This window comes from Polaromonas sp. (genome assembly GCF_039930745.1).
In the GTDB taxonomy this organism is placed as follows: Bacteria; Pseudomonadota; Gammaproteobacteria; order Burkholderiales; family Burkholderiaceae_C; genus Polaromonas.
The window spans coordinates 1-12,267 of sequence record NZ_JBDTTH010000110.1 but is presented as its reverse complement, the minus strand read 5'-3'; the positions used below and the strand labels follow the sequence as shown (position 1 = coordinate 12,267).

13 protein-coding genes are annotated in these 12,267 nt (G+C 62.9%); 2 read left to right on the top strand and 11 right to left on the bottom strand.

What is annotated here, in order from left to right:
* The 7 genes from ABI660_RS21040 to ABI660_RS21010 all read right to left on the bottom strand — a co-directional run.
* Positions 1 to 1,094, bottom strand: a 1,094-nt coding sequence (locus ABI660_RS21040; protein ID WP_348071794.1) for a solute carrier family 23 protein, incomplete at its 3' end; no start/stop codon positions are given.
* A gap of 81 nt (positions 1,095 to 1,175) precedes the next feature.
* The gene (locus tag ABI660_RS21035) at positions 1,176 to 2,063 is read right to left on the bottom strand and encodes an alpha/beta fold hydrolase (RefSeq protein WP_348071792.1); all 888 of its coding nucleotides are present in this window, start codon (positions 2,061 to 2,063) and stop codon (positions 1,176 to 1,178) included.
* Positions 2,064 to 2,282: 219 nt separating this feature from the next.
* On the bottom strand, positions 2,283 to 2,885 hold the full coding sequence (locus ABI660_RS21030; protein WP_348071790.1) for a helix-turn-helix domain-containing protein: 603 nt from the start codon (positions 2,883 to 2,885) through the stop codon (positions 2,283 to 2,285).
* A 103-nt stretch (positions 2,886 to 2,988) separates the two neighbouring features.
* Positions 2,989 to 3,762 (bottom strand): cyclase family protein, encoded by a 774-nt coding sequence (locus ABI660_RS21025; RefSeq protein ID WP_348071788.1) that lies wholly within the window; start codon positions 3,760 to 3,762, stop codon positions 2,989 to 2,991.
* The gene (locus ABI660_RS21020; protein WP_348071786.1) at positions 3,759 to 4,466 is read right to left on the bottom strand and encodes a TetR/AcrR family transcriptional regulator; all 708 of its coding nucleotides are present in this window, start codon (positions 4,464 to 4,466) and stop codon (positions 3,759 to 3,761) included. Before ABI660_RS21020 ends, ABI660_RS21025 begins: the two co-directional genes overlap by 4 nt.
* A 7-nt stretch (positions 4,467 to 4,473) precedes the next feature.
* A complete protein-coding gene (locus ABI660_RS21015; protein WP_348071784.1) occupies positions 4,474 to 5,502 on the bottom strand; it encodes a fumarylacetoacetate hydrolase family protein in 1,029 nt (342 codons plus the stop codon).
* 10 nt (positions 5,503 to 5,512) lie between these two features.
* Positions 5,513 to 6,499 carry a tripartite tricarboxylate transporter substrate-binding protein gene (locus ABI660_RS21010; protein ID WP_348071782.1) on the bottom strand — a complete coding sequence of 329 codons (987 nt, stop codon included), beginning with the start codon at positions 6,497 to 6,499 and terminating at the stop codon, positions 5,513 to 5,515.
* A 277-nt stretch (positions 6,500 to 6,776) separates the two neighbouring features.
* Here ABI660_RS21010 and ABI660_RS21005 point away from each other — a divergent pair, with 277 nt between their 5' ends.
* The gene (locus tag ABI660_RS21005; RefSeq protein WP_348071780.1) at positions 6,777 to 7,241 is read left to right on the top strand and encodes a hypothetical protein; all 465 of its coding nucleotides are present in this window, start codon (positions 6,777 to 6,779) and stop codon (positions 7,239 to 7,241) included.
* Between the two features lie 159 nt (positions 7,242 to 7,400).
* On the top strand, positions 7,401 to 9,551 hold the full coding sequence (locus ABI660_RS21000; RefSeq protein WP_348071778.1) for an acetoacetate--CoA ligase: 2,151 nt from the start codon (positions 7,401 to 7,403) through the stop codon (positions 9,549 to 9,551).
* 1 nt (position 9,552) lies between these two features.
* Here the strand turns inward: ABI660_RS21000 and folE2 are convergent, their stop codons facing one another.
* The 4 genes from folE2 to ABI660_RS20980 are packed head-to-tail and all read right to left on the bottom strand — an operon-like array spanning position 9,553 to position 12,060.
* On the bottom strand, positions 9,553 to 10,365 hold the full coding sequence (gene folE2, locus ABI660_RS20995; protein ID WP_348071776.1) for a GTP cyclohydrolase FolE2: 813 nt from the start codon (positions 10,363 to 10,365) through the stop codon (positions 9,553 to 9,555).
* Entirely contained in the window at positions 10,362 to 10,730 is a 369-nt protein-coding gene (locus ABI660_RS20990; RefSeq protein ID WP_348071774.1) for a c-type cytochrome, read from the bottom strand. The genes folE2 and ABI660_RS20990 overlap by 4 nt, the downstream gene beginning before the upstream one ends.
* 38 nt (positions 10,731 to 10,768) lie before the next feature.
* Positions 10,769 to 11,353 (bottom strand): ferritin-like domain-containing protein, encoded by a 585-nt coding sequence (locus ABI660_RS20985; RefSeq protein WP_348071772.1) that lies wholly within the window; start codon positions 11,351 to 11,353, stop codon positions 10,769 to 10,771.
* A 20-nt stretch (positions 11,354 to 11,373) separates the two neighbouring features.
* Positions 11,374 to 12,060, bottom strand: coding sequence for an RNA polymerase sigma factor (locus tag ABI660_RS20980; protein ID WP_348071770.1), 687 nt, complete (start codon positions 12,058 to 12,060; stop codon positions 11,374 to 11,376).
* Positions 12,061 to 12,267: the final 207 nt, after the last annotated feature.

Sequence of the window (12,267 nt, the reverse complement as noted above, 5' to 3'; positions counted from 1 at the left end):
CCGAACACCACGATGCTCACGCCGCCCATCACCGGCAGCGGAATCGCCTGGATCAACGCGCCGAACTTGGGGCTGAAACCCAGCACCACCGCAATCAGGCCAGCGACCACAAACACCGCGGTTGAATAAATTTTTGTCGCGGCCATGACGCCGATATTTTCCGCGTAGGTGGTGACGCCGGTACCGCCCGATGCACCCGACACCATGGTGGCCACGCCGTCGCCGATAAAGGCGCGGCCCATGTATTGGTCGAGGTTCTTGCCGGTCATCGCCGTCACGGCCTTGATATGGCCGAGGTTTTCCGCCACCAGGATGATGGCCACCGGCGCAATCAGCAGCATCGCGCTGGCGCTGAACACCGGGGCGGCAAAGCCAGGCAGGCCGACCCAGGCGGCGTTGGCTATCGGCGACAAGTCTACCGGCTTGCCCAGGCCCAGCCCATTGGTCAGCACCGCATAGACGAGTGTGGCGACAATCAGGCCAACCAGGATCAGCAGGCGCTGCACCATGCCGCGCGTCATCACCGCGACCAGCGCTACGCTGACAAAAGTCACCACCTGCATCCAGGAGTCGAAGTTGCTGGCGGCCATGTTCTTGATCGGGATGCCGGCCAGATTCAGGCCGATCACAGCCACCACAGCGCCAGTTACCACCGGTGGCATGAAGCGCTCGATCCAGCCTGTGCCCACGGCCTGAACGATGGCGCCGATGAGGGTGTACAACACGCCGCAGGCAATGATGCCGCCAAGTGCCACACCGATGTTGGGGTTGGGCCCCTTGCCGGCGTATGCCGTGGCGGCGATCACCACGCCGATGAAGGCAAAGCTGGAGCCCAGGTAGCTGGGTACCTTGCCGCCAGTGATCAGGAAAAAGATCAGCGTGCCGACGCCGCTCATCAGGATGGCGATGTTCGGATCGAACCCCATCAGGATGGGTGCCAGCACCGTGGCGCCGAACATCGCAATCACATGCTGCACGCCCATCACTGCGGTTTGCGGCCAGGGCAGGCGCTCATCGGGCGCAATCACGCCGCCTTGCTGCAGCACCGTGCCGCTCTTCTCCGTCCAGTTGAATATCCCTGTTGGTTTGTCCATGTCCCACTCCTTGTAAGTGGCGCCATCCTAGGGGCAATGGACGAGCCGCACAAGAGGGTGGGTGACAGCCATTAGCGTTAATCAGTCACTGACAAAAGCGGCAATCTCCCGCAGCACGGTTTCATCTTTCAGGATGCGCCTGTGGCCAAGCTCGTCTGTTGCCAGCAGCCGCGCGCCGGTAATCGCTTCGCTGTAGGCCACGCCGTCGGCAAAGCGGTTGATGCTGTCGCGGCGGTCATGTACCACCAAGGTGGGCTGGGCAATGCGCGGGCCCACTGCAGCAGGCTCGAATTGCGGCATCAAGATGCCCTCGCGCGCTTCGATGCGCCGCTGCATGGCTGCGCGCGTGCCCTCGTGCAAGCCGAACACATGCGCAAAGAGCCGGGTGTATTCATAAGGTGAAGCCGGCGGCGCCAGCAGCACCAGCTTGCCGACCGGCAGGCCGCGGCTGGCCGCATATGCGCCTGCGTTGGCGGCCAGAGAATGCGCCACCAAAGCGTGGATCTGGTGGCCTTCCTGCCGCAGACGCGCGACGGCATAGTCGAGGGCGCGCGCGAATTGCGGCAGGTTGCTGGTGGAGCCAGCGCTGCGCCCATGCGCCGGCATTTCCAGCAGCACTGGCCGCAGGCCGCGCGCTTGCAGGGTTTCGGCCAGCGCCATCATCTGGCCGGCGTGACCGCCCCAGCCGTGGGCCAGCAGCACGACCGGGCCGTGGGGCGCCACCGACCGTGTGTACAGCGTCAGGCTGGCATCTTCAAAAGCCCAGCGCTGGATGCGCCAGTCCGGTCCCCAGGGCTTGCGGCGGCTCAGCCATTTGGGCGGCAAGGGCGTGCCAAACAGCCGGTACGCCGCGCGAACCGCCAGTGCCGGCCAAAGCCGCTGCGAGGCACCCAGGCCCCAACGGAAAATCCTGGTCGTGGGACTGGCACCGTAATACGCGGCGGTTGTTTCAAGGGATGTGCGGGTCATGAAAGGGCTCCTCGGGTTATCTGGACGCGTACCGGATCAGTACCAGATCCAGTCTTCGTTGCTGCGCGGCAGGGAACGCAGCGAGGCAAGGGCGGCGCGGACCGCGTGAACGCCGGCAAATACGGCGATAGCTGCAAGGATGAACAACATGGCATTTCCTTTCTCCGCACGGTTGTGCGAAATGTGGACCAACAAAAAGCCCTTGTGGGGCGGAACAACTCAAGCCTGGTAGCTTTTCATCAGGCGCTGCCAGCTGGACTGGGCCCGTTCGGCAGCGCGTGTATCACGTAAAAAGCGGGCGTCATGCAGCAGCCCGATGGAAATGGCGCTGACTTCTCCGACCAGTTGCTCCGGGTCGGTGTCAGCGCTCAAGTGGCCGGCTTCAATGGCCTGCTGAACCGTGCGCCGCAGTGCGGCGCGCCAGCGGGTGACTTCCTGCAGCAGCGTGTCACGCAATTCGCCTTCGCGGTCATCCAGCTCAAAAGCACCTGCGGTGTAGATACAGCCGGTGTGTACCTCAACATCACGCATATGCACGATCCAGCGTTGCATGATGTCGTTCAGGCGCGGCAAGCCCTTGGGCTTTTGCATGGCTGGTACAAACACATCGGCGATGAAGCGGCGACCGTACTCCTCGATGACCGCCTTCTGCAGCGCCTCGCGGGAACCGATGCGCGAAAACACGCCGCTCTTGGACAGACCTAGCCGGTCCGCCACCGCCTGCAGCGTGATGGCCTCCAGCCCTTCAGCCGAAGCCAAGTCCAGCGCCGCACCGACAATCGCGGCGCGGGTCATCTCGCTTTTCTGGGTTTTGGCATCCATGTGGCGAATATTAGCACGCTTGTGCTAAACCGCAAGCAACCCCTTGAACCGCCATGCATGCCAGGGGCTGGGTGCCGCGACGGCCACCGGGACCTCCCTCCTGTCAGTCGAAGATGGCGACCGCGCGGGTCCAGCCTGCTGAGGCGCCGCGAATTTTCACAGGAAAGCAGGCGATGCTGAAACCCTGGCCAGGCAGGGCCTCGAGGTTGTGCAGTTTCTCGAGATGGCAATAACCGATGTCGCGACCGGCCTTGTGGCCCTCCCAGATCAGGCCGGCATCGCCGGTCTCGGCGTACTTCTTTGCGGTGTGGGCAAACGGGGCGTCCCAGCTCCAGGCATCGGTGCCGGTCAGGCGCACGCCGCGTTCCAACAGGTACATCGTCGCTTCGTAACCCATGCCACAACCTGCACGAAGGTAGTCTGGTCTACCGTAAGCGCTGCCGGCGCGGGTGTTGACGACGACGATCTCCAGCGGCTGGAGATCATGGCCGATGCGCTGAAGCTCGGCCTGCACATCGGCGGGCTGCACCACGTAACCATCGGGCAGGTGGCGGAAGTCGAGCTTCACGCCGGGTTGCAGGCACCAGTTCAAATCAACCTCGTCAATGGTCAGTGCGCGCTGACCACCGTCCATGGTCGAGGCAAAGTGATAAGGCGCGTCGAGGTGCGTGCCGTTGTGGGTGTTGAGCTGCACGTCTTCGACCGCCCAGGCTTCGCCGTCGGGCAAGTCTTCCTGCTTCAGGCCGGGGAAGAACTGTGCGAGGTCGGGGTAGCTCATCTGGTGATTGATGTAGCTGATCTTTGGGCCCAATCCCGGTGGGTCCGAAGGCACTTCGTTTTCCAGGTGCATGGAGATGTCAACAATGCGGCGTGTCATGGTTCTTTCCTGGCGGGAGCGGATGGATGGGATTGCAGCATGGCACCGCGCATGCCGTGCGCAATAAACGCGACAAGCTGCGGCATGACGGCCGGGTCGTTCGGGCGGTTTTCGCCCTGCGACAGGCGATGCACGCGCCGGTCGCCGATGTGGTGCAGCAGCGCACCCAGCGCAAACTGGTAGCACCAGACGACCTGGGCTTGAGTGGTGGCGGGAAACTCGGCAGCCAGCGTGGTGTGAAAGGCCTCAATAAAGGCGCGCGCCATCGGATCAAAAAACTCCCGGATGATGCTGTCTTCTTCTTCGCTTTGCAGCGCCAGGCCGCGTGTCATGAGCAGTGCGTAGTACTCACCCTCGGCGCTCGCGCGCAGGCGGATGACCGGCGCGATGAAGGCCTCGACGATGCGGGGCAACCGGTCGCCGCTTTCGTCGGCCATGGCCAGCGCCAGCGCAGCCAGGCGCTCGTTGATGGTTGTGCTCCAGTGCTCGAAAATCGCGTGGTAAAGCTCGTGCTTGGCGCCGAAGTAATAGCCCACCAGGGCCAGTGGCACCTGGGCTTCGTCGGCGATGTGGCGGATCGACACCGCGTGGTAGCCGTGCTTGGCAAACAACTTCTCAGCGGCAAGCAGGATGTTTTGCCGCCGGTCAGGCCGGACCGGGGTAGCGGCGCGGCGTTTGGCAGGGGGGCGGGCAGCAGTGCTCATGCGGGACTCATCCTTGGGTGATTGTGTTGCGCAGAATACCAAGACGTTCGACTTCCAGCTCAATCACGTCGCCGGCTTTCAGAAAGCGGCCCATCTCGACGCCGCAGCCGCGGCGATCGCGGCCGGATTCGGGCAGGGTGGCCGTGCCCGACCCGAAGAACTCACCGGGATACAGCGTTTCGTTCTGCGAGACGTAGGCGATGATGTCCTCGAAGCTGAAACGCATGCCGCCGGAGTGGCCGCGCGAGACTTCCTCGCCGTTGATGCGTGCCGTCATGGTCAGGTTGTAAGGGTCGGGTACTTCATCGGGCGTGACCAGCACCGGGCCGATGGCGTTGCCGGTATCGAAGTCCTTGCCCTTGGCGGGACCGAGGCGCCCGCCCATTTCACGCCCCTGGATGTCGCGCGCCGAGAAATCATTGAAGACCACGTAGCCGCCGATGTGCTCGCGAGCCTTGTCTTTGGGAATGTTGCGCCCGCCCTTGCCGAGCACGATGCCGAATTCCAGCTCCCAGTCGAAGGCACGCGTGTAGGTGGGGATGCGCACTTCGGCGTTGTGGCCGACCACGGCAAAACGGTTTCCCTTGTAATACACCGGGCGTTCGTACCAGGGCAGGCTGTCCCGGTAGGCGCGGGTATGCCGGCGGCCAAACGCCGTTTCCACCCATTCGTCGAGTCGGGCACGCCAGGGCTTCATGCCGAACTTGCGCGCGCAGTTGATCACATGCTGCTCGAAGGTCATGAACTCGCGAATCGACTCGGGCCGCGGCAGCGGCGCCAGTTGTTGCACACAGGAGTCGTCCACCTTGCGGACCACATTCTCGGACTGCTTCTGCAGCGCAAAGTCCAGCGCGGCGTGGCCCGCTGCGCGGCCGGCTTCGCCAGCTGCCAGGAAGGTGAGCATGTCAGTGAGGTGCGGATCGGGTTGGCCCAGGCGGCCAACGCTGGCGGCCTGTAGCCGCACAAGCCGCGTGTCGCCATCGACCAGTGCGCAGAGCTCCTGGCGATCGTCAACAAGAAAAGTACAAAGACGCATGGGGCCGGATTCAAGACTCGGCTGTGAAGCCGACCTGCTTGATCAGGCGGCGCCATTCGCTGGCATCAGCCTGCAGCAGTTCGGCCAGAGCGGGCGCGGAAGAAGACTGGATTTCCAGACCGAACTGCTTGCCATACTCGATCAGGTCCGCTTGGCCCAGCGCCGCTTGCAGATACGCCGATGCGCGTCGCACCACTTCGGGCTTGGCTTTGCCCGGCAGGAAGAAGCCATACCACTCGCGCACGGTCAGCGGGTAGCCGAGTTCGCGCAGGCTGGGTACCTCGGGCAGGAAAGGCGAACGCACTGTTCCCGCGATCGTCAGCACGCGCAACTTGCCGGTTTTCACATGCGGGATGTAGTCACCGATCGGGCCGCAGAACGAGGAGATCTGACCGCCCAGCAAGTCCTGCACGCCCGGCACCGTGCCGCGGTAGGGGATATGCCGCAAGTGCACGCCGGTGAACCTGCCGAGCAGGATGCCGATCATGTGCGGCATCGAACCGGCGCCGGGGCTGCCGAAATTGGCGCTGGCGTCGTTGGTTTTGGCCCAGGCCAGGAAATCCTTGAGTGTCTTGACCGATGGGGGCACGCCCGGGCCGATAGCCAGCCCGTGATGGATGTAGGCGCCGACCGAAACCGGCGCCAGGTCTTCGAGCCTGTATTGCAGCTTGGGATAGGTGTAGGGATAGATCGACAACATGGAAGAGGGGGTCAGCAGCATCGCGCTGCCGTCGGGGTTGCCGTCCTTGACCGTGATGACGCCAATCTGCCCGGCAGCGCCGGGCTTGTTTTCCACCACCATGTTGGTGGCGTAGTTGCCTCGCAGCTTGTCGGCGACGCGCCGGGCCAGCACGTCTACCGTGCCACCGGGCGGAAAACCGGAAATGATACGGGCCAGTTCAAGCGAGGACTGGGCATAGCCCGCGCGCGGCAGGCCCAAGCCTGCCAGGACGGCCGCGCCGCCGGCGGTATGCATGAAGTGTCGACGGTTGATCATGGGGTTGTCTCCTTGCGATGATTCGGGGTTGGATGGCTAAATTGTACAAACGTACAAAATAATTAGACACTCGTACAAACCCTGATATTCTTGCGCGCGACACGGGCTTTTTTTGGTGCCGTATGGGAGCCTTGCAAGCAAGGCACCACCTCGACTTCTCCGCTGTACTGCGGACCAGTGCTGACGGGGGGCATCGTGCTCATCCTACAAACCTGGGTGCTCGGCGCAGCAATGATGATTTGGAGCAGCCCGCTCTGACTACTTACTGGAGATTCCCATGAAAAAGCAATCATTTGTCCTGACGCTGGCAGCCTTGGCCTGCGGCGCAGCATTTGCCCAGGCGCCCGCAGGCGTTGTGACCAACCCTTCGGCACAAAGCAGCCCCACTGCATCCGGGGGTACGCCTGCCGTCAAGGCCGAGACGAAGGTTGATACCAAAAAAGCTGCCGGCTCGACTTTGTCCGCTCCCGATCCCATCGCTGGCACAGGTGGCGCCGCGGCGTCGGAAAAAATCAATCCGTCCGCGTCTGGAGGCAAAGCCGCGGCCAAGGCTGAGATGAAGGTGAACACCAAGGTTGGAAACACCGCCATGAACAGCATGGACACCAATGGCGACGGCATGGTTTCCACCAACGAGTGGAACCGCTATCAAACTGCCCAATGGAAGAGCATGAAGCCAAGCAAAAATGGCACAGTCCCCATGGCTGATATCGAAAGCATGATGCGCGGCACGCCGAAATAAGGCGGCCCGCGCTGCGTTGAATTGAGCCAGTGGCGCAGACGCGAGGGCGTTTGTCGCCGCTTGCCGGCATCCAGGTGATGAACCTCTGGAGCCGCGGGATTAAATTGGCAGCGCGGATTTGAGCTCGCCAAGCATGGGCTGCTGCTAAGCTTTCAACCCATGCAGGCTCCCTACATCCCCCAGATCCGTCTTTACCAAGACTGGTTGCGCGACGAGCGCGGCCTGGTTTTCGATAGTTACGATGCCTTGTGGCGCTGGTCGGTGACCGACCTGGATGCTTTCTGGCAAAGCATCTGGGATTACTTCGACCTCCAATCTCCGACAACGCACAGCGCGGTGCTGGCGGTGAACCGCATGCCGGGCGCCATCTGGTTTCCGGGCGCACAGTTTAACTACGCGCACCAGGTGTTCCGCCATGTGGAGAAAGCAGACGCTGCGGGTTTTCCTGCGCTGATCAGCCACAACGAAAAAAGCATGGCTATCGGCGCGCCCCCGCGCGAGATCAGCTGGCCCGAGCTGCGCCGCCAGGTCGCGTCGCTGGCGCTGCACCTGAAGGTGCATGGCTTGCAGCCAGGTGACCGTGTGGCCGCCTACCTGCCGAACATTCCCGAGGCCATGGTGGCTTTTCTGGCCGTGGTCAGCATCGGCGGGGTGTGGAGCATCTGCGCGCCCGACATGGGCACCAACGCCGTGCTGGACCGCTTCAGGCAAATCGAGCCCAAGGTGCTGATTGCCTGCGACGGCGTCACCTATGGCGGGCGCGACTTTGACCGCACCGCCGTGCTTGAAGAACTGCGCGCCGCCTTGCCCAGCGTGCAGCATGTGATCGTTCATGGAAATCTTGACGCTACAAAAACAATAGCAAACTGCGCACAACTGGCAGGGGTTGCAGCCCGAAATGATGCTGAAACTGCGGCTTTCGAGCCCATGTGGCTGCCGTTCGACCATCCGCTTTGGATTGTGTATTCCAGCGGTACCACCGGCCTGCCCAAACCCATCGTGCACGGCCATGGCGGTACGGTCATCGTGGCGCTGGCACTCAAGACCCTGCACAACGACGTGGGCTGCAGTTACGACGCCAACTCCTGGGGCGAGCGCTACCACTGGTACAGCTCCACCGGCTGGGTCATGTGGAACGCGCAGATGAGTGGCCTGCTCAACGGCACCACCTGCTGCATCTTTGACGGCAACCCCGGCGGCTACAAGGACCAACCCGACTGGACCACTTTGTGGCGTTTTGGCGCGCAGCTCGGTGTAACGTTTTTCGGCGCCGGCGCCGCATTCTTTGCGAACTGCATGAAGGCCGGCGTGGATCTGTCGGCCTGCGGCGACCTGTCGAAGGTCCGCGCGCTGGGTACCACCGGATCTCCGCTGTCGCCCGAGGTGCAGATCTGGGGCACGGAACAGTTTCGAAAGTTGAGGATGTGGAACGGTGGCGACGGTGGCTCTTCAACCCAGCCGGGGCCGCGGGACTGGCTTCGCCAGACCGCAGGAGCAGCGGCCCCTCTTCCAAAGGAAAGGGGCAGCGACATGCCGGAGGCGCACGCAGTGGGGGAGCGTGGGGGCGATATCTGGTGGTGCAACATTTCCGGCGGGACCGACTTTGCCGGAGGATTCATCGGCGGTAACCGCGAGTTGCCCCAAGTGCCCGGGCAAATGCAATGTCGCCTGCTAGGCTGCGCGGTCGAGGCCTGGGACGAAGCCGGCGAATCGGTGATCGGCGAAGTGGGTGAACTGGTCTGCACCGAGCCGATGCCCTCCATGCCGCTGTACTTCTGGGGCGACGAGGGCAACAAACGCTATATCTCCAGCTACTTCGACATGTACCCGGGTGTCTGGCGCCACGGCGACTGGCTCAAGGTCACGCCGGAGGGCGGTTGCATCATCTATGGCCGTTCCGATGCCACCATCAACCGGCACGGCCTGCGCATGGGAACCAGTGAGCTTTACAGCGCGGTGGAAGCCTTGCCCGAGGTGCTGGACTCCATGGTTGTGGACCTGGAATACCTGGGCCGCGAAAGTTACATGCCACTCTTTGTGGTGCTGCGGCCCGGCGTCTCGCTCGACACTGGCATGCACGAAAAGATCAACGGCGCGATCAAGACGGCCTTGTCACCACGCTTTGTACCCAACGACATCTTCCAGGTGGAGGAGATCCCGCGTACGTTGTCGGGCAAGAAGCAGGAGCTGCCGATCAAGAAGCTGTTGCTCGGCCAGCCGCTGGAGAAGGTGGTGAACAAGGACGCGATGGCCAACCCGGCCTGCCTGGACTGGTACGAGGCGTTTGCGCAGCAGCGGCTGGCACGCTGATTCAACTCGCTGCCCGCCAGTTTGGCGAGCAGATGTACGCGACAGCCGAATGGTTGTGGATGGATTCGAAGTTCTCGACATCGACCCTGAAGGCGATGATGTGCTCTTCCGCACCCAGGGCGAGCGCCGCATCCCGCACGATGTCCTCCACGAACCTGGCGTTGTCGTAGGCTTGCTCCGTGACGTGTTTTTCGTCGATGCGCTTGAGCAGCGGAAAGGTCTGACAGGACGCCGCCTGCTCCAGCACCTGCGCAAGCCGCGCAATGGACAGCGGCTGCGCCAGCTCGACCGAAGCGGTGATCATTGAACGTTGATTGTGGGCGCCATAGGCGGAAATCTTCTTCGAGCAGGGGCACAGGCTGGTGGCCGAGACTGCGGCCGTAGCCAGGAAGCGGTGGCGCCCGTCCAGCTCGACGCAACTCGTCCACCGCACATCGCAATCCCACATGCTGCGCGCGCCACTCACCGGCGCGGCCTTTTCGATGAAATACGGAAATTCCACCGTGATGAATCCCGCGCGAGCGTCGAGCTTCTCCAGCATGTCGTATGTCAGCTCCCGCATTGCCGCGGCATCCAGTGCGCCGAGCCGGCCGGAAAGCAGCTCAACAAAGCGCGACATGTGCGTTCCCTTCTGGGTTGCCGGCAAGTGCACACACATCCCGAAGGTTCCGATGGTGGCGACAGACCGGCCGGCGTCGGCTATCTGCAGCGGATACCGCAGTTCGCTAATGCCGACAGCGTCGATGGCCGTGCCTCGGTTGTCCGGCTCCGATTGCGTGTCCGGCAGCAATTGGCGCATTTCGGGAGCGTTCATGAACCATCCCCCGTTTTCAGCGCGCATTTCTGGGCGGATGTAGCCTGCTTCAGCCAGGCGGCCAGGTCGGCGCGCTCGCCCGCGTCAGCGATGCCGTTGTAGGTCATGGATGTGCCTGGGACCGCAGTGGTCGGTGATTTCAGAAAGACAAGCAGTGTGGCTTCACTCCATCGAATCCGGGCGTCCCGCATGGGCCGGGAGTAGTTCTTGAAGCCCGGTGCCGTGCCTGAGATGCGAGCGAACAAGCCGCAGTGGGCAGGACCCGTGCGGTTGACGTCGATCGAGTGACAGGCAATGCACCGTTCGGCGTAAATCCGGGCGCCCCGGGCAGGATCCGCCGCACTGCACCTGCCGGCAGCGAACATGGCCACTGCAACCGAAAACAGGTACCTGCAGCACATGCTCAGGACATGAAGGCGGAAGGGACGACGGGCATCTCTCCCAGCACCTGGCGCAAAACGGCCCAGTGCATGGCCTCGTCGCCGAGGATGCTGGCAGCCGCCTGCGACAGGTCACGGCTGTTGAACAGCGGAACCGCGTTCAGGTAGGCGGAAACTGCGCCACGTTCCAGCCCCGCGGCAAACCGCAGAACGTCCGCTTCGCTGTGAAGCTTGTCGATGGGGAAGACGTAGGAGCCACGCGCTTCGGCGGGATGCCCGCCCAGTTTGCGAACGGCTGCGGCGAGTGCCGCGACGTGCTCCTTGTGATGCCCCTGGAACTGTAACGCCACCGTGCGAACGCCGGGTGACAACAGGCCCCTTTCGGCGCCCACCTGGTAGGCGGCTACAGCTTCAAACTCCGCACCGATGGCCGTGTTCAAAATACGGACGTCGGCCTCGGACTGCGCGGAACTCGCGCGCGCACCCTGGGCAAGGGCGTCGCGCCCAGCAAGCAGCGCGACAGCGGCGCCCGACAGCAAGGCACCTCCTGCGAAGACTGTGCGACGGCGACCGTTGTCCAGGAAGGACGGAAAATTTTTCTGTGTCATTGCCTGCTCCTTGGTTGAATTCAGTGGTCGCGGATCACGCCCCGATTGCGCAGCTGAGCCAGTACCCAGGCCACCGTCTGGTCGCACTGGCTACCGGCAAATCCGTAAAACTCCGTTGCAGCCGCGGGGTCGCTTGGCGACAGTGCGCCGCGCAGCAGGGCCCGGGCACGCAGGTAGCGTGTCTTGACAACATCGGTGCTGACCCCAAGGGTGACAGCGGTGTCTTCGACGCTGAGCCCTTCCACGCCGCGAAGGATGAAGACAGTCCGGTAGATCGGGGCGAGCGCGTCCACCGCCTCCACCAGATGCTGGCGCAGTTCGGCGCGCAATGCTTCATCTTGCGGATCCGGAGAATCGGGCCCTTCCAGTTCAGAAACCATATCGCCCTCCTGTGCGCCCGGCTGGTCGTTCCACAAAACCCGGCGCCCCAGGTGACGCTGGTGGACAAGAGCCTGATTGATCGCAATGCGGGCGAGCCACGTCCCCAGTGATGCTTCACCCCGGAAATTTTCGATGGATACGAAGGCACGCAGGTAGGTTTCCTGGACGACGTCCTGCGCTTCTTCCGTGTTGTTGACGATGCCTCGCGCGGCGCGAAACAGCAGGCGGTTGTAGCGCCGGATCAGCCGCTCGTACGCCCAGGCATTTCCTGCGCGCAGCGCTTGAAGCAATTCGGCGTCCGTGGTGTCACTGTCTGGTCCGTCCATGCGTCATCCTGTGAGAGTTACGTCATTAGATGCACGACAGCGGAAAAGGTGACAGCGACCTGGCGATTGCCAGCCGCGCCGCAGGGGGAAGGCTTTCCGGGTGGGCTACCTATTTAGCTGTTGGCATCACAAACTCCGCGCCTTCACCAATGCTCTCAGGCCACCTCTGCATAATGGATTTCTGCTTGGTATAGAAGCGCACCCCCT

Bases quoted from the DNA above. Each gene is read 5' to 3' on its own strand.
- ABI660_RS21035 (WP_348071792.1), bottom strand. From the start codon at position 2,063: ATGACCCGCACATCCCTTGAAACAACCGCCGCGTATTACGGTGCCAGT.
- ABI660_RS21030 (WP_348071790.1), bottom strand. From the start codon at position 2,885: ATGGATGCCAAAACCCAGAAAAGCGAGATGACCCGCGCCGCGATTGTC.
- ABI660_RS21025 (WP_348071788.1), bottom strand. From the start codon at position 3,762: ATGACACGCCGCATTGTTGACATCTCCATGCACCTGGAAAACGAAGTG.
- ABI660_RS21020 (WP_348071786.1), bottom strand. From the start codon at position 4,466: ATGAGCACTGCTGCCCGCCCCCCTGCCAAACGCCGCGCCGCTACCCCG.
- ABI660_RS21015 (WP_348071784.1), bottom strand. From the start codon at position 5,502: ATGCGTCTTTGTACTTTTCTTGTTGACGATCGCCAGGAGCTCTGCGCA.
- ABI660_RS21010 (WP_348071782.1), bottom strand. From the start codon at position 6,499: ATGATCAACCGTCGACACTTCATGCATACCGCCGGCGGCGCGGCCGTC.
- ABI660_RS21005 (WP_348071780.1), top strand. From the start codon at position 6,777: ATGAAAAAGCAATCATTTGTCCTGACGCTGGCAGCCTTGGCCTGCGGC.
- ABI660_RS21000 (WP_348071778.1), top strand. From the start codon at position 7,401: ATGCAGGCTCCCTACATCCCCCAGATCCGTCTTTACCAAGACTGGTTG.
- folE2 (WP_348071776.1), bottom strand. From the start codon at position 10,365: ATGAACGCTCCCGAAATGCGCCAATTGCTGCCGGACACGCAATCGGAG.
- ABI660_RS20990 (WP_348071774.1), bottom strand. From the start codon at position 10,730: ATGTTCGCTGCCGGCAGGTGCAGTGCGGCGGATCCTGCCCGGGGCGCC.
- ABI660_RS20985 (WP_348071772.1), bottom strand. From the start codon at position 11,353: ATGACACAGAAAAATTTTCCGTCCTTCCTGGACAACGGTCGCCGTCGC.
- ABI660_RS20980 (WP_348071770.1), bottom strand. From the start codon at position 12,060: ATGGACGGACCAGACAGTGACACCACGGACGCCGAATTGCTTCAAGCG.